Origin of the sequence: Aquicoccus sp. SU-CL01552, from assembly GCF_040365005.1 — a bacterium.
GTDB lineage: Bacteria > Pseudomonadota > Alphaproteobacteria > Rhodobacterales > Rhodobacteraceae > Antarcticimicrobium.
This window is the reverse complement of record NZ_BAABWV010000008.1, coordinates 155656-177030: the sequence shown is the minus strand read 5'-3', so window position 1 is coordinate 177030 and position 21375 is coordinate 155656. Positions and strand designations below refer to the sequence as shown.

Genomic DNA, 21375 nt, shown 5'->3' with positions numbered 1-21375 from the left:
GCTACCAGGCGCCGTTTCCGGCGCGCATCCGGTTTCTGGGGAGAATGATGTTGAAACTGTTCCGCAACCGCCGGTCGACGTCCTCGGGGATATGGTTGGGGTAATGCTCGGCCAGGATCTGCCGGACCTTGTCGCGCGCGACATCCCGTGCGTCATGCGCACCGGCCTCCTCCCATTGGCTGATGCTGCGCCGGTCGGCGATCTGCGGATAAAGGAAATCGGTCTTCATCCGGCTGAAGGTCTGCGCGTGGCCCAGATAATGCCCCTCGCCCAGCACCACGTCGCGGATCACCTCGTAGCTCAACGTATCCTCGCTGACCTCGACCCCGCGCACGGTGCGCAGGATGGCGCCGATCAGCTCGTTGTCGAGCACGTAGCCCTCAAGGCTCGTGCCCATCAGCGACCCCTGCATGCCGGCGCATTCGTGGATCATCGACGCCCCCGCATGCGCCGCGAGCGAGATGGTGTATCCCTTTTCGCCCCCCGCCTGCATGTCGGGCAGCTTGCTGTCCGTCATGCCGGCCGGCACCGAATTCGGCAGGTCATAGAACCCCGCCATCTGCGCACAGGCCGCCGACAGCAGCGCCTGCTCGCCCGAGCCGCCGGACATCGAGCCGGTACGCAGATCACTGACAAAGGGCCAGGTGGCAAAGATGCCCCGGCAGGTCGGGTCGATGATGTTGCACAGGATCAGTCCCGCCAGCACCTCGGCACAGGCCTGCGCCACCGCCCCGGCCAGCGTCGCCGGCGCCGTCGCCCCGGCCTGACCGGCGGCCACCAGCAGGATCGGCAGCCCCGCCTCGACCGCCGCTTCGAGCGCCTCGCAGCTTTCGGTGGCGAAACGCATCGGCGGCACCACGTGACAGCAGACCGCGGTGCAGAAGGGACGGTCGCGGAACCGCCCCTCACCGCCCGCCACCGCGTCCAGCATCGGCAGCACCGCCTTGACGCTGGCGGCATCGGTATAGCTTACCGCGATGGATTTCGATGTGCCCGACAGGCAGGCATAGGTGGTGTTGATATCCAGATCGCGCACCGTTTGCGCATCCCGCGCCACGACCGAGCGGTGATACCAGTGCAGGTTGTCCATCCGGTCGACCAGCCGGGCAATGTCATAGAGGTCGGCAACGGTGCTTTCGCGGTACTTGCCGCTGTGGAAATCCATGATGGTGGGTGCCGCGCCGCCGGTGCCCGCATGAACCCGCCGCCCGCCGATCTCGATGTCATGCGCCGGGTCGATCCCGTGCAGGGTGAATTTTCGCCGCGTGCGGGCGATCACGTCCTCGACCAGCGCGCGCGGAAACCGCAACCGGCCATCGCCGCCCATCTCGCACCCCGCCGCAACGGCGCGGGCCTCCAGACTTGGCGTGACCTGTGACAGGCCCAGCTCGGCCAGCAGCCGCAACACCAGTTGGTGGATGCGCGTCATCTCCGCGCTGCTCAGCGGGCGAAAGCACCCGCCGGTCATGCCGGGGCGAATGGGGGGCAAGGTGGGGGCGTCAGCTTTGCCGCGCCCCCGTCGGTTCGGTCGTTTGGTGGCAGTTGCTGGCATGACGGACCTCGCGCAATTCCTGCCGCCCAGAAGGGACGGGCGCGCCCGGTCTTTCAAACGATCATTTCGAATGCGTGGCATTCCCCACGTTCATGCGTATCACTCGACGCCGCCGCATTCTTCCATGATCCACTGGAAAAACGCGGTCACAGCCGGGTCCGCCATGCGTTTCGGGGATGCGCCGATGTAATATCCATTGCGCGTCTCGATCGGCCTGTCGACGGGACAGACCAGCTGGCCGCTCTCCAGCATGGCGTCGGTGATATAACTCCAGCCAAGGGCCACGCCGCGCCCCGCCTCGGCCCCCTGCAGGACCATCGGATAGCTGTTGAGGCGGATTCCACGGCGCTGCGGTTGCCCGGTGACGCCCTGTTTTGCCAGCCAGACACGCCAGTCGACCGCGCCCCAGATGGTTCCGCCGCCGTCCAGATGCAGCAAGGTCTGGTCCAGCATATCGCCGGGGGCTTGCAACTCCGGGTGCGCCTTGGCGTAGCCGGGGCTGCAGACCGGATAGACCCGCTCGCCGAACAGCCGCCGGGTTTCGACGCCCTGCCAGCCGCCATCGCCGTACAGCACCGCGATATCCGCATCGCGAAGGCTCAGATCAACCGCCTGGTCGGTGGCCAGAACCCGCAGGTCGATCTCGGGGTGATGCTCGGCAAAGCGTTCCAGCCGGGGCATCAGCCAATAATAGGAAAACGCGACCGAGGCCGCGACCGTGATCTGCGGCGCCTCGACCGAGGCGCGCAACGCGTCGACACAACCCGCGATCTCGTCCAGCCCCCGTGTCACCGCCTCGAACAGGCGGCCCCCGTCGGGGGTCAGGTCGATCGCCCGATGCCTGCGCAGGAACAGCGACCGCCCGAGATGCTCTTCCAGCGACCGGATCTGGCGGCTCACCGCGCTTTGGGTCAGGCAGAGTTCATCGGCCGCGGCGGTAAAGCTCATCCGCCGCGCAACACCCTCGAAGGTATGAAGCTGTGACAACGCCGGCAGAGGGTATTTCCTCACGTCACTCATCCTCGATGCAGCTGCGCCGGGAACAGGCCGACACTCCGGCGCAGGATGCATGACCGGTCAAAGCCCTGTCCAGATGTCAAACGGCGTCAACTCTCGATGCGCGGCTTTTCCTTCGGCGGCGCCGGGTCCAACGGGTCCGACCACCGGACCCGCAGGTTGAACTCGCAATTCCCGTCCTCGCGCTCGCCCTTGATCCGGACGGTCATCAGCCCCGCCGCCCGCAGGACCAACTCGTGATCCTCGTCGCCAAGGATCATCTCGCCCTTTGCGAACCCCTTGGCCAGGGCGGTCAACAGGGTCTTGATCGTCTTCGCGTCCTGCAGGGACTCGTGCGAGAATCGTCCGTTCCCGTCAGTCATGTGACACCTCCTGGTTCAACTCATGCGGTCCGGGGCGAAATGCGGCGACAGCGCGCATCTCAGCCATCCAGCACGCGCCGCCCCTGCCGGGCCAGGGCGTCGAAATCGATGCCGCCGGACACTTCGCAGACCCGCACCCCGCGCAACGCGGCGAGATAGGGGCCGGGATCGGGCGCATTGCCGTTGGGCTCGAAATGCCCGTCCGGGCGGCGATAGAACGGGCCGGGGCTTTTCATGATCGCGCCCAGCAGGTCGGGCCGTTCGGCCAGCGCCACCTCGTGCACCCGCGTCGGCGCGGCGCTGTCGCGGCGCCAGTTCAACACCCAGAAATCGGTCAGGGGGCCGTCATAGGTGACCCGCCCCGTGCCATAGACCTCCGGGATGATCAGGTCGTGCTTGTCCTCCAGCGCCCAGAGCTCCGCCTCGGGCAAGGCGGCAAGGGTGGCGCGCCGCGCCGGCGAGAGCATGGGCCGCAGCCGCGGATTTCCCAGGATCGTGCCCGGGTTGATGCGCGGATGTTTCGGGATGCCCAGCGCCCGCGCGGGCCGGCCGGCCCGGACCAGAAGGCGGTCGTTGCTCATGAACCCGGTGCCGTCGATCTCCATCATCCGCAGGGCCGAGGTCGACTTGCCGCCCCCCGACAGGCCCGAGATGGCCAGCGTGCGCGCGCCCTTGGTCACCGCCGCCGCATGGCACAATTGCCAGCCGTCGCGCAGGCCGGCGTTGAGCACCTGGGTGTTGATGAAGTTGATGACGGTGCTTTCGTTCGCCTCCAACGGACCCAGGGCGACCGCCACGCCCGGCGCCTGAAGGAAGGTCACGCCGCTGCGCAGCTTGCGGATCAACCGGCCGTCCTCCAGATCGCAGACCGCATCCTTGCGCCCCGATTTGCCCTGCTCACGCTGCCATTCGGTCCACGTGGGTTCCGGGTCCAGCACCTGACCCGGCAGCAAGTGTACGACATGACCACCCGGGTCGTCACCGGGCCGGTCGTCCAGCGCCTCGGCGAAATACGCCACGAGGCGGGCGCGCAGCGGCTCCGGGCACAGCACCGTCAGCCGCACGGGAGCAACGACAAGGTGAAAGGGCACCGTCCCGGCGGCGGCCAGGTCAAGCGCGGACAGCACATCGGCAGCGGTTCTCATGCGGAAAGCTCCCTCAACACGTGATCGGCCACCAGCCCGGCGGCATCGACACCGCACCCCTTGAGCGCGCCGCTGTAGCCGCCAAAGGCCGAGACTTCGAACACGATCGGCCCCGCGGGCGTCAGCGCGATATCGACCGTGGTAAAGCTCAGTCCAAAGGGCGCCTGCGCCCGACGGCCCAGCTCGATCAGCTCGGGCGACGGCTGATAGGCGGCGTATTTGCCGCCCGCGTGGATCGTCGTGTTCCAGCTGTCGCCCTGGTTGACCCGCGCATAGGTACAGACATGGTCCCCGTTCAGGAACACCATGCCGAGGTCATGGCCCGACAGCTCGGCCTTTTGCTGGATGTACATCATCGGGTTTGCCGCCTTGAACGCGGCGATCCGTCCCTCGGCGTCCGGCGCGTCCCGGTCCAGCAGGACCATGCCCCGCGCCTTGGTCGAGAACAGTGGCTTGAACACCGCCGATCCATAGGCCTCCAGCGCCGCGCGCGCGGCGGTCACATCCTCGGTAATCGTCGTCGGCGGCATCGGCACCCCCGCGTTGGACAGCGTCACCGTACAGGCCAGCCGGTCCATCAACCGGATCACCCGCTCCGCCGGGCTGAAGACGCGCACCCCGCGCGCCTCGGCCACGCGCAGCAGTTCCAGCCGGTCCAGCGCATCGGGGCTGTAACCCTCGGCGATCTTTTTCAGGATCAGCCCATCCAGCGCGCACAGGTCCAGGCCGTCGTGCATCAGCGTCCCGGCGGCCAGATCCAGCGTCACGCGGGACATGTCGATGACCAGCCGATGCCCGGTCCGGGCCGCGCAGGCCTCGGCCAGCGCCTCGGTGGACCATTTCCCCGGGATTCCGATGACCCCGATCCTCTTAGTCACGAAACAGCTTCCCCATCGGCAGTTTGAACCGCGCCTCCCGGCCCTCGGGCACGGCGAGCGCGGTTTCCAGAATGTAGCGCGCGCGCAGGAGCATCCGCCGCGCGTGGGCTTGATCGACGACAAACCGCGTCGAACTGGCAAACGACCGGGCCAGCCCCAGCGCCAGCCGGTATTCAAAGGTCGGGTCCTTTTCCCGGCGGGCGAATTTCGCGGCCATCGCGTGCATGTCCGTGGCGACCTTGGCGATCCGTGCCCGCGTCCCGGCATCCAGAACCTGCAGCCGATAGTTCGACACCATGAAGACCGAGACATCCTGCACATAATCCATGTAACGCGACCGGTGCAGGTCGATGAACCGGATCTTGCGGGCGACGGGATCATAGATCACGTTGTCGAGGTTGAAATCCCCGTGGATATAGACCGAGAACGGCGCCGGGAGCTGCGCCTCGCGGGCGGCGGCGGCGGCGGTCAGCGCGTCGAACCCGGCCACCCGCACCCCGTTCACGTTCTGCGGCCCGGAGGCATGGCGCCGGTGCAGACGATAGACATCCGGCATCCGCTTGCGCAGCTGCTCCATCGCCCCCATCCGGGCCGGGTCGTCGGTGCGGGTCTGCCGCCAGATGTCGCGCACCGTCCCGTGCAGCGCCTTCTGCGCCTCGGCCAGCGCCGCATCGGTTCCGCCCAGCACGATATCCTCAAAGGTCTCGCCCTCCAGGTGCTCGATCAGCAGGGCGGCGGACTTGCCGCTTTTCTCATACGACAGGATCTCCGGCGCCAGCCCCGGATAGACCGAGTTCCAGCTTTTCACGCCGACCCGCTCCTCCTTGACCTTGTGGCGGTCCCCGTCCTTGAACACGGCCGCGACCGTCTCGCCCTTGGTGCCCCTCAGGTTCACGCTCGCGATCCCGCTGCCCGAGCGCGTTTCGGCCAGCGGCTGTAGGGTGATCTCCTCGTCGCGCGCGACCCCGGCCAGAACGCTGCGCAGCGCGAAATAGCGTTCGAACTGCACCGACTGGCCGATGTTGATCGACAGGATCGCCTCGCTGACGGTCTGCAACGCCTCGCCCATGCCGGTGACCTCGTTCAGGGTCAGCAACCCGAAGGCCAGGTCCTCGGTGTGGCGGCTCTCGCGCATGTCGCGCGTATAGGTCCGAAACAGCCGGTCGTGAAAGGCGCCAAGCTCGGTGTGGACCTGGCCGATCTGCACCGCCAGCTTGCTGTCGCGGGCCTCCAGTGCCTCATGGATGCGGGCGACGGATTTTCGCACCAGCTTCAGCGGCGCCACATAGGCCTCCGCGCGCAACAGCTTGGGCCGTTCGACCCGCTCGGCCTGTTCGACGGCCCGCCGCGCCAGCCGTGACATCAGGTCGAGATTGCGCGCGATCGTGTCGATCCCCTGCAGGCGAAGCTGCCGCGTCCCGGCCTTCCGGCTGCGGATCATGCCGGCCAGGCAGGCCTTGCGCACCCGCGATGACAGGTTGTGCGCATACCCGGCCCGCTGGACCAGTTGCAGCGCGGTCTCGGTTCGGGGTGCCTCGAAATAGGCGATCAACCGGGTGAGCTGCCCGTCCATCTCGGCCAGCAGAAACGACATGTTTTCCGCGATGGCGTCAGGAGACGACACGGCCCAGCCCTCCCCCCGATGCCGCGGGCCCGGCCTGCTCGGGGGCAAGATCCCCCTTGCAGATGACAGCGGGCGCCGTCGGGCGTATGACGTTCTCAACCGGCATGAGACCATATGCGCAGTCAATCGCGCGGAAGCAAAGCCGGAATCGGGCGATCCCGGGGAGAGCGACGGAAAATGGCCTCAATCACCATCGAGCGGGAGTTGCGCCTGCCGGACGACCTGCGCGTCGCGCGGGCCGAAAGCGCGCCGCACCTCGGCCCCCGGATCCTGTTCTTCAGCGGCGGCAGCGCCCTGAACGGCATATCGCGGCGGCTCAAGCACTACACCTTCAACTCCATGCACCTGATTACGCCCTTCGACAGCGGCGGCAGTTCCCAGGTGCTGCGCCAGGCCTTCGACATGCCGGCGGTGGGGGACCTGCGCTCGCGCCTGATGGCGCTGGCCGATGAAACCATGCTGGGACAGCCGGACGTCTACGCGTTGTTCAGCCACCGCCTGCCCGGCGACGGCGACCAAAATGACCTGCGCGCCGAAGTCGCCCGGATGGTCCGGGGCAAGCACCCGTTGATGGCCGCGATCCCGAAACCGATGCGCCAGTTGATCCGGACCAAGCTCGGCCGTTTTGCCGACCAGGTGCCCGGCAACTTCGATTACCGCAATGCCAGCATCGGCAACCTGATCCTCGCCGGTGGCTACCTTGGCCACGGCCGCGCGTTGGAGCCGGTTCTGTTCCTGATGTCCAAGATGGTGGATGTGCGCGGCACCGTGCGCACCATCGTCGATGCCAACCTGCACCTTGGCGTCGACTTGGCGGACGGGCGCCGGATCATCGGCCAGCGCCACATCAGCGGCAAGGAGGCCCCTCCGATCACCAGCCCGGTCGCGCGCTGTTTTCTCAGTGACGGCAGATCGGAACTGGCGCCGGACAAGGTGCCCCTGCCGAAACGGAACCGCAGCCTCATCGAACAGGCCGAGGTGATCTGCTATCCCCCCGGCAGCCTCTATTCCAGCGTGGTCGCCAACCTGCTGCCCTCGGGGGTCGGACAGGCAATCGCGCAGCGCCGCGTCCCCAAGGTCTACCTCCCCAGCCTCGGACAGGACCCCGAGGCACTGGACCATACCCTCGCGGATCAGGTGTCGGCCATCCTCGCGCCGCTACAGGCGGACGCCGGTCCCGACGTCCCCGCACGCGCGCTGATGACCCATGTGCTCTGCGAGAGCAGGTGGTCCGAGGCGCAGTGCGCCAAGGTCACGAAACGCCACGGCATTCCCTGCCACCGCCTGCCGCTCGGCCGTGCCGAGACGCCGACCTATGACGTCGACAAAGTGGCAAGGGTGCTCGTTTCGCTCACCTGAAAAGGATCGGCGAAACGCGCACCCGCGCCTTGTTCATACGATCCGGGCGACTGCCCCGGCTCAGCGCACCACGTGCACGGCGCATTGCGCGTGCCGCACCACCTGCGCCGCGGTCGAGCCCAGCAGCAGATCCTGCATGCCCGGCCGGTGCGAGGCGATTATGATCAGGTCGGGGCTGTTGATCTCGGCCCATTCCAGGATCGACCGGCCCGAATGCCCCTCGATCACCACGGCCTTGGCATTGGGCAGCTTGGCGGCCATGTCCTCCAGCTCCTGCTGGATCGCCTGGCGCGCCTCGGCCATGTAGTCCTCGGGCATGTAGGAAATCGCATAGCCGGGAATATGCTCGACCACATGCAGCAGGGTCACCTGTGCCTCCGGCGTGCGCAGCATTTCGGCCAGCTTCATCGGCGCGGTCACGTCGCGCTCCGCATCGAAGGACACCGGAATCAGGATGTTGTGGTACATGGTCTCATATCTCCTTTGACTGTCTCTGGCACTCTGCGCGCCTGGCTCGGGCGCGGCCTTGATCCACATCACGCCGGACCACCCGCCTCGGCACAGATTGCTGTTTGCATCGAACCTATTGAAAATCCGGAAAAAGGAAACGGATTTCTTTCGGGGCGGGTCCGGCCCGGCGGCGCGGCATTCCCGCCGCGTCCCGGACCTCCCGGCTCAGCCGAAGGCCGCCGCCACCTCGTACATCACCGGCTCGAAGCTCTTGCACAGCTCGTTGATCTCACGGTTGCGCCGACGCATCTCCGCGGTGCGCAACATCGCCTGGAAATCCTCGCGCCGCGCCCATTGCGAATAATTAGCGATCCGTGTCTGGGCGTCGTTCACATGCAGCCCGGCGGCAATGAACCCGGGCTGTCTCGAGATGAACTCGGCATAGGCCGCGGTCAGCGCATCCAGCAGGTCCTGGCAGGTGCCCGGCGTCATCTCGAAGGTGGTGATGACAGTCTGAACACTGGCATCCTTGGAAATTCTCGGCATGGTCTCCTCCTTGTCCCGACTTCAGCCTATCACAGCCGATCAAGCGCCGTCTGCACCTCCTGCACCAGGCGCGTCACCTCGTCATGGGCCGGCCCCTTCGGCGCCTCCAGCGCCGCGCGCCCCTGCCCCAGCGTCTCGGCATAGACGACGCGATTGGCCATGACCCCCTCGGCCACCTCCGCCTCCAGCTCGGCGGCCTTGCCCGCCACGTCGGCGGCCAGACGCGTGCCCGGGCGGGCGCGTGTCATCACGATCATCGCCGGCACATCCTCGCGCGTGGCGAGATACAGCACCATCTCGACCGCCCAGAGATCCAGATGCGACGAGGCCACCGGCACCAGCGCCAGGTCGCTGGCCCGCAACGCCGGGCGCAGATCGCTGTCTGCCTTGGGCGGGGTGTCGATGATCACGATGTCATGCGCCTGCGACAACTTGCGCAGCTCGTAACTCACCCCCCAGGCCGAGGCGGTGGAGAAACTGATCTCCGGCGTCGCGGCCAGCGCCCCGCCGGCACCATCCTCCAAGGCCTCCAGCCGGGTCATGAACCAGCGCCCGGCGCTGCCCTGCGGATCGGTGTCCATCAGGGCCACCGATTTCCCGGCGCGGGCAAAGCCCACCGCCAGGTTGACCGCCAGCGTGGTCTTGCCCGACCCGCCCTTTTGCTGCGCGACGGTGATCACATGTGCCATCCGGGCCTCCGCTTTTGCTGCATTGCAGCTTAGAGCAGCCGCCCGCCAGCGCAACGGAAATCCGATGGGGCGCCAGACTGGGGCCGGACCGGGGCCGGATAACGATTCGTTAACCCTGCTCTCCGACCCTGCCGGGAAAGGAGCCCGCGATGCGCCGCCTGACCCCGCTGCTGTTGGCCCTGTTCTGCGCCGCGCCCCCTGCCACTGCCGGCGCCTGGATGCGCGAGACCGGCCACGGATTCCTCGCGCTCTCCGGCACCGCGCGGCAGGGTGACCCCGGTGCGCGGCAGGAGCTGTCGGTCTATGCCGACCTGGGCCTCTCGCCCCGCCTCGCCCTCGGGGTCGATGTCAACGAACGTCCCGGCATTGCCGGCCATGCGCTGCTGTTTGCCCGCCTGCCGCTCAGCCGCCCGGCCGCCCGGACCCGGTTGGCGGTCGAGGCCGCGCTCGGCGGTCACCACTGGCGCGGGGCGTGGAACCCGATGTATCGGCTGACGCTCTCGCTCGGGCGCAGCTTTCGCACCCGTCGCGGCGGCGGCTGGTACGCCATCGACGCCGGCTATGAACGCCGGCTCGGCACTCCCACCCCGATCTACAAGCTCGACGCGACACTGGGCCTCTCCGCCCCCGGTCGCCTCCACCCGATCCTGCAAGTGGAAACCGCCCTGATCCCGGGCCAACCGCTGGCCTGGACACTGTCGCCGGGGCTGCTGATCGACCGCCCCCGCTACGCCACCTGGCTGATCGGGCTGGAGCGCAAATCGGCGGGGCGCGAGACCATCGGCATCAAGCTCGCGCTCTGGCACCGATTCTGACCGGCTTGCCCGGCCCGCGCGACCGCCCTAGACAGGCCCCATGACCAACCCGATCCGCCCCACCGACGACGCGGCCCGCGAGATGGCCCGCGCCCTGCTGACCAAGGCCCGCTTTGCCGCGCTGGCCGTGATCCTTGCGGATGGCGCGCCGATGGTCAGCCGCGTCGCCTTTGGCCGTGCGCCCGACGGCACGCCGCTGACCCTGGTTTCCGACCTTGCCACCCATACCGGGGCGCTGCGCGGCAATCCCGCCTGTTCGCTCATGGTGGGGGAACCGGGCCCCAAGGGCGATCCGCTGACCCACCCGCGCCTCACGCTGCAGGCCCGCGCCCATTTCATCCGAAACGGCGAAGACAGCTACGACGCACTGGCCGCGCATTACCTGCGTGACCACCCCAAGGCGAAACTCTACATCGGGTTCGCCGATTTCAGCTTCGCCCTGTTCACGGTGCAGGCGGGGCACCTCAACGGCGGCTTCGGCAAGGCGTTTCGCCTCACCGCCACCGACATGGGCCTGCCCGCCTGACCCCGCTCAGCTGTCGATGCGCAGGCTCAACGCCACCTCGCCCTTGACCGCCTCGGACCACAGCAGCTTGACCTTGTCGCCCTTGGCGCCCTGCTCCAGCCGGACATGGGGCAGATCATGCACCACCGCGCCGCCGCCGGTCTTGATCGCGTCCATCGCCACGATCCCGTCGACCCCGCGCGCACGCCCCTCGAACGGCAACTCGCCGCCCGCCTCGACGGTCCAGGTCGCAGCCGCGCTGCCCTCGCTGTGACGCAGCCGCAGCGGGTTCATCGCCTGGTAGGTGACCGCGTGATAGGTATTTCCGGCAAAGGTCACGTTCTTGAACCGGGTGTAATCGAGGTCCGAGAAACTGGTATCGACCCGCTCGGCCCGGTCGATGGTGCCGTTGATGCTGCGGAACATGTTGCCGGTCACGTTGACGCCGTTCAGGAAATGCCCGGTGCCATGCGGCTTGATGACGATATAGCTGAACCACGGCGCCACGTCGCCCGAAAGAAAGATGTTGTCGGCGATGCTCATCGCGGCGAACGAAAAGCCGCTGACGAAATCCGGGGTCGGGTCGTGCTCGTTGGTCCACTCGATGAAACAATTGTCGACATAGTTGCTGGTGACGGTCGAACTGCAATAGCTCGCGCTCATCACCAGCCCGGCGGTGCGCACCCCGCCCGAGACCCCGTCGCCCTGAAAGAAGTGATTTCCCATCACCACGCTGTTGCTGCCCGCCAGCACGGCGAAATGGCGGAACTTCTCGGCCCGGTTGTTGCGCAGCTTGACGTCGTTGGCATTGGCGTTGATCGCGATGCTGCTGCGCTCGTCCACGTCCAGATCGTTCTCGTCCGACAGGAACTGGCAGCGGTCGATCAGCATCCCCTGGCAACCCGACCCGATCGAGGTCACGCCGCGATCCTTGGGCCGGCTGATGAAACAGTCGCGCAGGTGAAAGGCCACGCCGGTCACCGCCAGCCGGATACCGCTGCACAGCCCCTCGCATTGCACCTCGACATCCGACAGCGCGAACTTGCTGAACTTGGTAAAGCCGCTGAAATCCAGCAGGTACTTGAACCCGCGAAAGGTGAAACTCTGCGTACCCACCGCGTCATAGAGCGGCTTGCTCAGGGTGATCTCCTGCGCACCGACCTTCTTTTCCGTGACATAGACCTCGCGCCCGACGCCCACGCCCTCGACCAGCGCCCCCACCGGCACGTTGGCCACGTTGCTCACCCCGGTCAGCGTCTTGGGGTCCGACAGGCTGTAGCTCGCCTGCGAGGTGACCACCTCGGTCTCCCATGCCGCGCCCGGGCTGGCCTCCAACTGGCCGTTGCGCACCACCCGGCGGGTGGCATAGCTGCCCTTGTTCGGCACCGCCGCCTGCAGGTCGATCGGCCCGGTCACGGTCACCTTGCGCCCGCCCATGTCCAGGCTCTCATGATCGGCGTTGTTCAACAGCGCCTGGAACGCCTTGCGAAAGGCCAGCTCCTCGTCGCCGAAGGCATCTATGTAATGGGGCAGGTCGAAGCTCTTGGTCAGCAGCAGCATCTTGTCGTCGGGCATCGTCACCGTGCCCTCGAATGCCACCTCCGACTCCAGCGTCACGGAGTCGGCCCAAAAATAGGTGCCCGCCGGCACGAACACCCGGCGTCCGTCCGCATCGGCATCGGCGGCGTCAAAGGCGGCGCTGTCATCGCTCACCCCGTCGCCCAGCGCGCCGTAATCGCGCACATCCACCTGGCTCAGCATGTCGCGCAGGAACACGCTGGTGATATCGGTGATCTCGATATCGTCGATGCGCACCACGCCGCCATTGGCCCCGGTCAGGTCGATCCCGAAATGCCCGTATTCCGCCACCGGCCCCCAGACCATGTCGACGCCGCCGCGATCGCCGGTGCCGACGATGGCACGCAGCTCCACCACCTCGCCATAGCTGGTCAGGGTGGTGGCCGCCGCCGTCTCGGTCACCCCCCCCACGTGCGCGTCGCCGGAATCCCCCGCCCAGCCCGCGATACGCACCGTCGGCAGCGCCCCGCTCATCGCCTTCACCCGCACGGTGATCTGCAGGTAACAGCCCGGCAACAGCGGCGTCTTGCCCTTGTAGCGCAGCTTTTGCGTGGAGACGGTCTTCTGCAACTCGAGGCAGCCGGCGAAATCCTGGTCCACCGCCACCAGCACCGCGTTCACCGCCCCGTCATAGCTGTCCGAGCCGGGCGTGCCGTTGCCGCTCGACCATTGCGCCAGCCCGTCCGCAAATGCCGGCGGCATCAGCACCACGCCCTCGGTAATCGCCTTGTTCATGACATACCCCTTTCCATCGCCCCGCGCCGGGCCGTTCCGGTCGGCGCAAACGGGTATCCGGGTGGGGTTAACAGGGGCTGAGACCACCGCGCGGTGGTCCCGGCCTCAGGGCATCATGAAACGGGAATGGGAACGGGACGGCGGGCGGGCCTCACCCCGCCCTGCCACGGCTCTGGCTCAGGCCAGCTCGCCCGCCAGGGCCTTGTCGATCAGCGCCACGGTCTCGTCGATCCCGTAGAGCGCGATGAACCCGCCGAAGCGCGGCCCCTGGCTGGCGCCCAGCAGCACCTCGTAAAGCGCGGTGAACCAGGCCCGCAGAGGGTCGAACTTCTCGCGACCCACGGCATAGACGATGGATTGCAGCGCCTCGTCCTCGACCGGACCGTCGTATGCGACCAGCGCATCGCGCAATTCCACCAGCGCCGCGCGCTCTTCCTCGCTCGGTGCGCGGTAAACCCGGGTCGGCCGCACGAAATCCTCGTAGTACTTCACCGCGAAGCCGGCAGCGGCATCGAGGTCGGGATGCGACTCGGGCGTGGCGTCGGGCGCATAGCGGCGGATGAACCCCCAAAGGGTTTCCTTGTCCTGCGCCGAGGCCACCGAGGCCAGGTTCAGCAGCATCGCAAAGGGCACCACCAGCGTCGATTCCGGCACCGCGCCGCCGTGGATATGCCACACCGGGTTGTTCAGCCGCGCCTTCATGTCCTGCCCGGCATAGGCGCGCAACTGCTGGTGATATTCGTCCACCGCCTTCGGGATCACGTCGAAATACAGCCGCTTGGCCGTCTTCGGCTTGAGGTACATGAAATACGACAGGCTCTCGGTGCTGGCATAGCTCAGCCATTCGTCGATGCTGATCCCGTTGCCCGAGCTTTTCGAGATCTTCTGCCCGTTCTCGTCCAGGAACAGCTCATAGGTGAAATGCTCCGGCTTGCGCTGGCCCAGGATCTCGCAGATCCGGTCATAGATCGGCGTGTTGGTCGAATGGTCCTTGCCGTACATCTCGAAATCCACGCCCAGCGCCGCCCAGCGGGCGCCGAAATCGGGCTTCCACTGCAGCTTGACGTTGCCGCCGGTGACCGGAAGGGTCCATTCCTTGCCGTCCTCGTCGTCAAAGGTGATGGTATAGTCTTCCTTGTTCACCTCTTTCATCGGCACGTAAAGCACGCGGCCGGTTTCCGGGTGGATCGGCAGGAAGATCGAATAGGTCGCCGCCCGCTCCTCGCGGAGCGATTTCAGCATGACCTTCATCACCTCGTCGTACTTGTCGACGGCGCGCTTCAGCACCTCGTCGAACTGCCCCGAGCGATAGAACTCGGTCGCCGAGTAGAAATCGTACTCGAACCCGAAGGTATCGAGGAACCGGCGCAGCATGGCGTTGTTATGCGCGCCGAAACTGTCATGGGTGCCGAACGGGTCCGGCACGCTGGTCAGCGGCTTTTGCAGATGCTCTTTCAGCATCTCCTGGTCCGGCACGTTGCCCGGCACCTTGCGCATCCCGTCCAAGTCGTCGGAAAAGCAGATCATCTTGGTGGGAATGTCGCTGATCGCCTCGAAGGCGCGGCGGATCATCGTGGTGCGCAGCACCTCGCCGAAGGTGCCGATGTGCGGCAGCCCCGACGGCCCGTAGCCGGTCTCGAACAGCACGTATCCCTTTTCCGGCGGCACCTTCTGATAGCGTTTGAGAACGCGGCGCGCTTCTTCAAAAGGCCAGGCTTTCGATTGCAGGGCGGCTTCGCGCAATTCCGACATATCATTCTCCGAAGGGTCAACGCCGCGCATTGGGCGCGCGATCATGGGCCGCTACCTATTGTGCTGCCGACGGCGCGTCAATATTCTGCGCCGCAACATGCGCAAGCCAAAGGAGCGTTCCCCGTGACCAGCCCAAACCAACATGTGCTCAGCGCGCAAGACTGCCTCGTCGCTCTGATGATCGCCGTTTCCGCCTCCGACGAGAACATCCGCACCGCCGAACTGGTCAAGATCCAGTCTGCCGTCAACAACCTGCCGGTCTTCGCCGGCTATGACATCGACCGCATGAACATCATGTCCCAGATGGTGTTCGACCTGTTCGAGCAGGAGGACGGGCTCGATGCCCTGTTCGGCCTCATTCGCGGCGACCTGCCCGAGCGCCTGTTCGAGACCGCCTATGCGCTGGCCTGCGACGTGGCCGCCGCCGATGGCAAGCTCGCGTCAGCCGAACTGCGCCTGCTCGAAGAGATCCGCTACGAACTGGACCTCGACCGGCTGCACGCCGCCGCCATCGAACGCGGCGCCCGCGCCCGCCACCTGACCTGAGCCGATCCCCGAGGACACAAATGGCGTTGTCATCCCGGACCCGATCCGGGATCACTTCGCATCCCTGTCATCCCGGACCTGATCCGGGATCTCCGCGCCCCGGGGCACCCGACTCACCCCCGGTAGACCGCGCCCCAATGCTCGATCAGCTTCTGCTGAAGCTGCTTCGACTTGCGGTTCCACGGCCGCGCGCCCTGCGGCACCTCGTCCTGCGCCTTCTTGCTGCGCGCCCGATGCCGCAGGTCGGCGGTAAAGATCGCAAAGGCCAGCTCGGTGCCGTCCGGCGCGGTCAGGAAACCGCCCAGCCCGGAAACGAAATTCAACGTCCCGGTCTTTGCATCGACCCGGATCGGGTGGTTCTTGATCAACTTGCCGCGCGCATCGCGCATCGGGAACGGCTTGAGCAAGGGGCGCAGGACCCCGGTCTTCCGCACCGCCACCAGCGCCGTCACGAGGTCGTCCGGCGTCATCCGCGAGGCATCGCTCAGCCCCGAGTGATCGACCATCCGGGTCTGCCCCATGCCCAGCGTCCGCCCGGCCCAGCGGCTCATTTCCTCGGCCGACGCCCGCAGCGAGCGCGGCGCCGCGCCCCCGGCGGCGCTGGCGCTCATCCCCACCATCTCAGCGGTCAGGTTGTTGGAATACTTCAGCATCAGCCGCAGGATCTCGCGCAGCGGCGCGCTGGTCTGGCGCGCGACCTCGGTGCCGCCGGGCAGCCGGTCCGTCACCACCGCCGGGCGCAGCGTGATGCCATGCGCCCGCGCCATGGTGCGGAACACGTCGCCGGCATAAAGCGCCGGCCGGCGCACCGGCAACCAGCGCGACCCGCCCTTGCCCAGCGCGCCGCTGGCCACGGTCCAGTCGTCGATGCCGTTGTGATCCCGATAGGTATAGACCGGCAAACTCCGCTTCGCGACGCGCATCCGCGCCATCGTCACATCCGGGCGATAGCGGTCGCTGCGCGCGTCCATCGCCACCGCGTACCCCTCGGCACCGCGCGTCCACTGGAAATGCACCCGGTTGAAATTCAACGCGATTCCCGACACCGCCGGGCTATAGCCCAGGTGGGCGGGCTGGCTGCCGTCGATGCTGCGCGCATAGGGCAGCGCGCCCTCGTAAACCCGGAACTGCCCGCGCACCTCGCGGATGCCCGCGCGCTTCATCCGGGCCGCCATGTCGGCCAGCGCGTCAGTGTCCAGCGTCGGATCGCCGCCCCCGGCCAGGATCAGATCCCCCTGCAACACGCCATTGTTCACCGGCCCCGTCGCGATGACACGGGTGATGAACCGATGCCCGGACCCCAACCGGTCCAGCGCGTAAAGCGAGGTCACGATCTTGGCCACGCTGGCCGGCGGCATCCCCGCCGCGCCGTGGATCGACTCCAGCCGCTTGCCGCTGCTCACGTCGGCCACCGAACAGGCCACGTCCCCGGGCAGGCCGAACCGCGCAATCAGCGACTCGGCCCCGCCCGAGGCAAATCCCGCCACCCGCATCCGGGGCCGCAACGAGGCCGCCGGCGGCCCGGCCTGCGCCACGCCCGAACCCAATCCCGGGACCGCCGCCGCGCCCAGCCCCGCCAAAACCCAACGCCGTGAAACCCTGATACTCATCGTGAAACCCTGATACTCATGCGGTCATCAAATCGCAGCTCTTACCGGCAGGCAAGCGGCGGAATTCGGGAAATTCAGCGACCATGCGACACGGCAACGCCACAGGTCACGCGCCCCCGTGCCGCCAGCCGCCGTTGGCGCGGATTACCGAGGAACTCACGTCCACCATCGGCACGTTGACGAAACACCAGGCCGGTGCCTGCGCCCGGGCCAACAACCGGCTCGCCTGCCCCGGCAACCGAAACCGGCGATAGATTTGCGCCGCCGGCGACATCCGCGCCGAGATCCGGTCGCCCGGCCGCGCCAGCACCCCCAGCGGTACCGTCTGCATGATCGTCTCCCAGTTCTGCCAGCGGTGGAACTGCGCCAGGTTGTCGGCCCCCATCAGCCAGACGAAACGCACCCCCGGATAGGCCGCCCGCAGCGCCGCCAAGGTGTCGGCGGTGGCCCGCGTGCCCAGCCGCGTCTCGATATCGGTCACCGTCACCCGGGGATGGCGCATCAGCGCCCGCGCCCGCGCCATCCGGTCGTCGATCGGGGCCGGACCATGCGCCTTCAACGGGTTGCCGGGGCTGACCAGCCACCACAGCCGGTCCAGCCCGAAGCGCCGCAGCGCCTCGTGGGTGATATGCACATGCCCCGCGTGGGCCGGATCGAACGACCCGCCCAATAGCCCGACAGACTGGCCCCGCGCGGCGGGCGGAAATCCGGTTCGCATCCCTGTCTCCTCTGGCGCGCGACCCTATGTGCCGCGCGGCGGAGGGTCCAGAGCAAACCCGTCAGGCGCTCTCGCGGCGTTTTTCCTGCTGGTGCTCGTCCTCGACCAGCCCGATCTTCCAGTAGCCCGAGACATAGGTATCCTTGCGATCCAGCCCCCGCTCCTGGTGCAGGTAGCCGCGCAGCGCCTTGATCACCCCGCTCTCGCCGGCGACACAGGTCTGCACCCGGCCCGCCGGCCAGTCCAGCGCGCGGATCATCCCCTCCTGCACGGGCGAGGGGTGATGCGGGTCCGGATGCACCAGCCAATGCTGTTCGATGCCCGCCGGCGCGTCGATCTCCTGCCGGTCCCCGGCGCTGGTCACCTCGAAGATCGCCACGCCGCGCGCGTCGCGCGGCATCGCCTCCAGCGCCGCCGCCGCCACCGGCAGCGCCGACATGTCCGCCGCCACCAGGTACCAGTCGGCATAGAACTCCGACAGCTTGACCGGCCCCGGCCCGGCAAAGCCGCAGAAATCCCCCGGTTGCGCCCTGTTGGCAAAGGCACTCGCCGGCCCCCCAAGCCCGTGATCGACGAAATCCACGTCCAGCTCCAGCACCTCGGGCCGCCAATGCCGCACCGTGTAGGTCCGCACCACCGGGCGCGGCCCGTCCTTGAGCTGGCGGGCGAAATCCTCGCGCCCCTGCCCCGCCCCGGGCAAGAAGATCTTGCAGTTGGCGCCCTCGCAGTTCGGGCGCACATCGGCCAGTTCCGGCCCGGTCAGGGTCAGGCGGATCATGTTCGGCGTGATCCTGCGGTTGGCCACCACCGTGACCAGGCGCGGCCCGGGCTTGCCCCGGGCGGGACGTTTGAGATCGGGCAGGACGGGACCGGGGGCGGCGGGCATGGCAAAACTCCTTTGGCGCGGATCTGCGCCTCGCCCCTATTTCCGATCATTTTTGTCGGATTTCAACCCCCAGCCCACAGGAAACACCCCGCGCAGGCGGCTTGCCCGCGCCGCCCCGGACCTTTATCTAGGGCAAAACCGCGCGCCGCGCGACCTTCCCATTCCAAAGCCGGAGTACCACATGGCCGCCTATCAATACGTCTATCACATGAGCGGGGTGTCCAAGACCTACCCCGGGGGCAAGAAGTGCTTCGAGAACATCCATCTCAACTTCCTGCCCGGCGTGAAGATCGGCGTGGTCGGCGTCAACGGCGCCGGTAAATCCACCCTGATGCGCATCATGGCCGGGATCGACACCGATTTCACCGGCGAGGCCTGGTCCGCCGAGGGCGCCAAGGTCGGCTACCTGCCGCAGGAGCCGCAGCTCGACGAGACCCTCACCGTGCGCGAGAACGTGATGCTGGGCGTGGCCGACAAGAAAGCCATCCTCGACCGCTACAACGAGCTGGCGATGAACTACTCGGACGAGACCGCCGAGGAGATGGCCAAGCTGCAGGACGAGATCGACAGCCAGAACCTGTGGGACCTCGACAGCCAGATCGACGTCAGCATGGAGGCCCTGCGCTGCCCCCCCGACGACGCCGATGTCGCCACGCTCTCGGGCGGCGAACGCCGCCGCGTCGCGCTGTGCAAGCTGCTGCTCGAAGCCCCCGACATGCTGCTGCTCGACGAACCGACCAACCACCTCGACGCCGAGACCATCGCCTGGCTGCAACAGCACCTGATCGACTACAAGGGCACCATCCTGATCGTCACCCACGACCGCTACTTCCTCGATGACATCACCGGCTGGATCCTCGAACTCGACCGTGGCCGCGGCATCCCCTACGAGGGCAACTACTCCGCCTGGCTGGAACAGAAGGCCAAGCGCCTGCAGCACGAGGCGCGCGAGGACAAGGCCCGGCAAAAGACGCTGGAACGCGAACTGGAATGGATGCAGCAGGGCGCCAAGGCCCGGCAGGCGAAATCCAAGGCCCGGATCCAGGCCTACAACGAACTGGCCAACCAGTCCGAGCGCGAAAAGATCGCCCGCGCCCAGATCGTCATCCCCAACGGCCAGCGGCTCGGCTCCAAGGTGATCGACGTCGAGCACCTGTCGAAACACATGGGCGACAAGCAGTTGATCGAGGACCTGAGCTTCGCGCTGCCGCCCGGCGGCATCGTCGGCGTGATCGGCCCCAACGGCGCCGGTAAATCGACCCTGTTCCGCATGCTCACCGGCCAGTTGAAGCCCGACGCCGGCACCGTCACCTACGGCGACACGGTGCAACTGTCCTACGTCGACCAGTCGCGCGACGACCTCAAGGCAGAGGACACCGTGTGGGAGGCGATCACCGGCGGCGCCGAGGTGATCGAACTGGGCGACGCCCAGATGAACTCCCGCGCCTATTGCTCGGCCTTCAACTTCAAGGGCGGCGACCAGCAGAAAAAGGTCGGCCTGCTGTCGGGCGGTGAACGCAACCGGGTCCACATGGCCCGGCTGCTGAAAGAGGGCGGCAACGTCCTTCTGCTCGACGAACCGACCAACGACCTCGACGTGGAAACGCTGCGCGCGCTCGAGGATGCGCTGGTCGATTTCGCCGGCTGCGCCGTGGTGATCAGCCACGATCGTTTCTTCCTCGACCGGATCTGTACCCACATCCTTGCCTTCGAGGGCGAGGCCCACGTGGAATGGTTCGAGGGCGGCTTCACCGACTACGAAGAGGACAAGAAACGCCGCCTCGGCGCCGACGCGCTGGAACCCAAGCGGCTCAAGCACAAGAAGTTCTCGCGGTAACGCGAAACCCCAGCCGCCCGCCCTCACCGGCGGGCGGTTTTGTTTCGGGCCGGTCGCCCCCTCCCCCCCTGTCATCCCCGCGAACCTGTCATCCCCGCGAAAGCGGGGATCTCCCGACAGCGCCCCACCAAAGATCCCGGCCTGCGCCGGGATGACAGCGCGCGGGGCTCATCGCTGCAGCCGGTTTCCCCTTGGACGACCCTCACCGACAAGGCGCGCCAGCGCCATGCCCGACCTCGGAAGGGCCCAAACGCCCGGCCTGACAGCCACGATCCCATCTGTGTGACACCCTCGCCCCCCCCCCCGCAGCGATTGACGCACCCGCCCGAATGGCCCTAGCCTCTCCAGAGTATTTGATCAGGAGCAGCCCTTTGTCCTTCCCTTTCAAGATTGTCCTTCCCGCCGTCATGGCGATCGCCCTTGCAGGCCCCCTGCACGCCAAACAACTTTCCGCACCGGATGCGCTCCAACTGCTGAGCAGCAAGAGCCTCTCCTGCGACGCTGACGGCAGCCCCGTGAAGCTGAAATTCGGCAAGGCCAACGCAAAAAAGGGACGGATCGCATTCAAGGGCAAGTTCCAGGGTCGCTCGATCTCAAGCGGCTACAAGACCAACAAACAGGGAATGCTGGTCAATGCGTCGACGGGCAAGGCGCGCAGCGTTTCGGTCGATGGCAAGGGCCGCATCACGATCAAGGGCAAAGGCGTGCCCGACACGGTCTGCAAATAGGCCGATCATCGCGCTTCCACTTGGACCGCCCCCTGTCATCCCC

Annotated in this window: 20 protein-coding genes; 6 read left to right on the top strand and 14 right to left on the bottom strand. The window is 67.1% G+C overall.

Features of this window, described 5'->3' with window-relative positions:
• Position 1: 1 nt before the first annotated feature.
• The 6 genes from ABWV23_RS11360 to ABWV23_RS11335 form a co-directional block, all read right to left on the bottom strand.
• Positions 2 to 1468: a trimethylamine methyltransferase family protein gene (locus tag ABWV23_RS11360; protein WP_353347754.1), complete on the bottom strand. Its 1467-nt coding sequence runs from the start codon at positions 1466 to 1468 to the stop codon at positions 2 to 4.
• Positions 1469 to 1651: 183 nt separating this feature from the next.
• Positions 1652 to 2563, bottom strand: a complete 912-nt coding sequence (locus tag ABWV23_RS11355) for a LysR substrate-binding domain-containing protein (protein ID WP_353347752.1) — start codon at positions 2561 to 2563, stop codon at positions 1652 to 1654.
• Positions 2564 to 2658: 95 nt separating this feature from the next.
• Positions 2659 to 2931 carry an amphi-Trp domain-containing protein gene (locus ABWV23_RS11350; protein ID WP_353347750.1) on the bottom strand — a complete coding sequence of 91 codons (273 nt, stop codon included), beginning with the start codon at positions 2929 to 2931 and terminating at the stop codon, positions 2659 to 2661.
• A gap of 59 nt (positions 2932 to 2990) precedes the next feature.
• On the bottom strand, positions 2991 to 4076 hold the full coding sequence (locus tag ABWV23_RS11345; protein WP_353347748.1) for an HprK-related kinase B: 1086 nt from the start codon (positions 4074 to 4076) through the stop codon (positions 2991 to 2993).
• Positions 4073 to 4954 (bottom strand): GAK system ATP-grasp enzyme, encoded by an 882-nt coding sequence (locus ABWV23_RS11340; protein WP_353347746.1) that lies wholly within the window; start codon positions 4952 to 4954, stop codon positions 4073 to 4075. Before ABWV23_RS11340 ends, ABWV23_RS11345 begins: the two co-directional genes overlap by 4 nt.
• Complete coding sequence (locus ABWV23_RS11335) at positions 4947 to 6548, bottom strand: phosphotransferase (RefSeq protein ID WP_353347744.1); 1602 nt, start codon at positions 6546 to 6548, stop codon at positions 4947 to 4949. The genes ABWV23_RS11340 and ABWV23_RS11335 overlap by 8 nt, the downstream gene beginning before the upstream one ends.
• A 207-nt stretch (positions 6549 to 6755) precedes the next feature.
• Between ABWV23_RS11335 and ABWV23_RS11330 the strand changes: the two genes are divergently transcribed.
• Positions 6756 to 7937, top strand: coding sequence for a GAK system CofD-like protein (locus tag ABWV23_RS11330; protein WP_353347742.1), 1182 nt, complete (start codon positions 6756 to 6758; stop codon positions 7935 to 7937).
• A gap of 60 nt (positions 7938 to 7997) precedes the next feature.
• On the opposite strand, the gene ABWV23_RS11325 is transcribed toward ABWV23_RS11330, so the two are convergent.
• The 3 genes from ABWV23_RS11325 to parA all read right to left on the bottom strand — a co-directional run bounded on the left by ABWV23_RS11325 (position 7998) and on the right by parA (position 9622).
• On the bottom strand, positions 7998 to 8405 hold the full coding sequence (locus ABWV23_RS11325) for a universal stress protein (RefSeq protein WP_353347740.1): 408 nt from the start codon (positions 8403 to 8405) through the stop codon (positions 7998 to 8000).
• 207 nt (positions 8406 to 8612) lie between these two features.
• Positions 8613 to 8933 (bottom strand): antibiotic biosynthesis monooxygenase family protein, encoded by a 321-nt coding sequence (locus ABWV23_RS11320; RefSeq protein ID WP_353347738.1) that lies wholly within the window; start codon positions 8931 to 8933, stop codon positions 8613 to 8615.
• Between the two features lie 29 nt (positions 8934 to 8962).
• Positions 8963 to 9622, bottom strand: a complete 660-nt coding sequence (parA, locus tag ABWV23_RS11315; protein WP_353347736.1) for a ParA family partition ATPase — start codon at positions 9620 to 9622, stop codon at positions 8963 to 8965.
• Positions 9623 to 9771: 149 nt separating this feature from the next.
• Between parA and ABWV23_RS11310 the strand changes: the two genes are divergently transcribed.
• Both ABWV23_RS11310 and ABWV23_RS11305 read left to right on the top strand, forming a co-directional pair.
• A complete protein-coding gene (locus ABWV23_RS11310; RefSeq protein WP_353347734.1) occupies positions 9772 to 10437 on the top strand; it encodes a hypothetical protein in 666 nt (221 codons plus the stop codon).
• Between the two features lie 40 nt (positions 10438 to 10477).
• Positions 10478 to 10963: a HugZ family pyridoxamine 5'-phosphate oxidase gene (locus ABWV23_RS11305; RefSeq protein WP_353347732.1), complete on the top strand. Its 486-nt coding sequence runs from the start codon at positions 10478 to 10480 to the stop codon at positions 10961 to 10963.
• Positions 10964 to 10969: 6 nt separating this feature from the next.
• Here the strand turns inward: ABWV23_RS11305 and ABWV23_RS11300 are convergent, their stop codons facing one another.
• Both ABWV23_RS11300 and ABWV23_RS11295 read right to left on the bottom strand, forming a co-directional pair.
• Positions 10970 to 13255, bottom strand: a complete 2286-nt coding sequence (locus ABWV23_RS11300; protein WP_353347730.1) for a glycosyl hydrolase family 28-related protein — start codon at positions 13253 to 13255, stop codon at positions 10970 to 10972.
• 177 nt (positions 13256 to 13432) lie between these two features.
• The gene (locus ABWV23_RS11295; protein ID WP_353347728.1) at positions 13433 to 15007 is read right to left on the bottom strand and encodes a lysine--tRNA ligase; all 1575 of its coding nucleotides are present in this window, start codon (positions 15005 to 15007) and stop codon (positions 13433 to 13435) included.
• 177 nt (positions 15008 to 15184) lie between these two features.
• Here ABWV23_RS11295 and ABWV23_RS11290 point away from each other — a divergent pair, with 177 nt between their 5' ends.
• Positions 15185 to 15553 (top strand): tellurite resistance TerB family protein, encoded by a 369-nt coding sequence (locus tag ABWV23_RS11290; RefSeq protein WP_353347774.1) that lies wholly within the window; start codon positions 15185 to 15187, stop codon positions 15551 to 15553.
• A 113-nt stretch (positions 15554 to 15666) separates the two neighbouring features.
• Here ABWV23_RS11290 and dacB read toward each other — a convergent pair whose 3' ends face one another.
• The 3 genes from dacB to ABWV23_RS11275 all read right to left on the bottom strand — a co-directional run bounded on the left by dacB (position 15667) and on the right by ABWV23_RS11275 (position 18767).
• Positions 15667 to 17163 carry a D-alanyl-D-alanine carboxypeptidase/D-alanyl-D-alanine endopeptidase gene (dacB, locus tag ABWV23_RS11285; protein WP_353347726.1) on the bottom strand — a complete coding sequence of 499 codons (1497 nt, stop codon included), beginning with the start codon at positions 17161 to 17163 and terminating at the stop codon, positions 15667 to 15669.
• 106 nt (positions 17164 to 17269) lie between these two features.
• Complete coding sequence (locus tag ABWV23_RS11280; RefSeq protein WP_353347724.1) at positions 17270 to 17881, bottom strand: nicotinate-nucleotide adenylyltransferase; 612 nt, start codon at positions 17879 to 17881, stop codon at positions 17270 to 17272.
• A 61-nt stretch (positions 17882 to 17942) separates the two neighbouring features.
• Positions 17943 to 18767 carry a siderophore-interacting protein gene (locus ABWV23_RS11275; protein WP_353347722.1) on the bottom strand — a complete coding sequence of 275 codons (825 nt, stop codon included), beginning with the start codon at positions 18765 to 18767 and terminating at the stop codon, positions 17943 to 17945.
• A gap of 181 nt (positions 18768 to 18948) precedes the next feature.
• Here ABWV23_RS11275 and ettA point away from each other — a divergent pair, with 181 nt between their 5' ends.
• A complete protein-coding gene (gene ettA / locus ABWV23_RS11270) occupies positions 18949 to 20604 on the top strand; it encodes an energy-dependent translational throttle protein EttA (protein WP_353347721.1) in 1656 nt (551 codons plus the stop codon).
• 407 nt (positions 20605 to 21011) lie between these two features.
• On the top strand, positions 21012 to 21332 hold the full coding sequence (locus ABWV23_RS11265) for a hypothetical protein (RefSeq protein ID WP_353347719.1): 321 nt from the start codon (positions 21012 to 21014) through the stop codon (positions 21330 to 21332).
• Positions 21333 to 21375 lie beyond the last annotated feature (43 nt).

Bases quoted from the DNA above. Each gene is read 5' to 3' on its own strand.
- ABWV23_RS11305 (WP_353347732.1), top strand. From the start codon at position 10,478: ATGACCAACCCGATCCGCCCCACCGACGACGCGGCCCGCGAGATGGCC.
- ABWV23_RS11300 (WP_353347730.1), bottom strand. From the start codon at position 13,255: ATGAACAAGGCGATTACCGAGGGCGTGGTGCTGATGCCGCCGGCATTT.
- ABWV23_RS11335 (WP_353347744.1), bottom strand. From the start codon at position 6,548: ATGTCGTTTCTGCTGGCCGAGATGGACGGGCAGCTCACCCGGTTGATC.
- ABWV23_RS11280 (WP_353347724.1), bottom strand. From the start codon at position 17,881: ATGCGAACCGGATTTCCGCCCGCCGCGCGGGGCCAGTCTGTCGGGCTA.
- ABWV23_RS11330 (WP_353347742.1), top strand. From the start codon at position 6,756: ATGGCCTCAATCACCATCGAGCGGGAGTTGCGCCTGCCGGACGACCTG.
- ABWV23_RS11360 (WP_353347754.1), bottom strand. From the start codon at position 1,468: ATGACCGGCGGGTGCTTTCGCCCGCTGAGCAGCGCGGAGATGACGCGC.
- ABWV23_RS11290 (WP_353347774.1), top strand. From the start codon at position 15,185: ATGATCGCCGTTTCCGCCTCCGACGAGAACATCCGCACCGCCGAACTG.
- ABWV23_RS11350 (WP_353347750.1), bottom strand. From the start codon at position 2,931: ATGACTGACGGGAACGGACGATTCTCGCACGAGTCCCTGCAGGACGCG.
- ABWV23_RS11320 (WP_353347738.1), bottom strand. From the start codon at position 8,933: ATGCCGAGAATTTCCAAGGATGCCAGTGTTCAGACTGTCATCACCACC.
- ettA (WP_353347721.1), top strand. From the start codon at position 18,949: ATGGCCGCCTATCAATACGTCTATCACATGAGCGGGGTGTCCAAGACC.
- dacB (WP_353347726.1), bottom strand. From the start codon at position 17,163: ATGAGTATCAGGGTTTCACGGCGTTGGGTTTTGGCGGGGCTGGGCGCG.
- ABWV23_RS11325 (WP_353347740.1), bottom strand. From the start codon at position 8,405: ATGTACCACAACATCCTGATTCCGGTGTCCTTCGATGCGGAGCGCGAC.
- ABWV23_RS11345 (WP_353347748.1), bottom strand. From the start codon at position 4,076: ATGAGAACCGCTGCCGATGTGCTGTCCGCGCTTGACCTGGCCGCCGCC.
- parA (WP_353347736.1), bottom strand. From the start codon at position 9,622: ATGGCACATGTGATCACCGTCGCGCAGCAAAAGGGCGGGTCGGGCAAG.
- ABWV23_RS11295 (WP_353347728.1), bottom strand. From the start codon at position 15,007: ATGTCGGAATTGCGCGAAGCCGCCCTGCAATCGAAAGCCTGGCCTTTT.
- ABWV23_RS11310 (WP_353347734.1), top strand. From the start codon at position 9,772: ATGCGCCGCCTGACCCCGCTGCTGTTGGCCCTGTTCTGCGCCGCGCCC.
- ABWV23_RS11275 (WP_353347722.1), bottom strand. From the start codon at position 18,767: ATGCCCGCCGCCCCCGGTCCCGTCCTGCCCGATCTCAAACGTCCCGCC.
- ABWV23_RS11265 (WP_353347719.1), top strand. From the start codon at position 21,012: ATGGCGATCGCCCTTGCAGGCCCCCTGCACGCCAAACAACTTTCCGCA.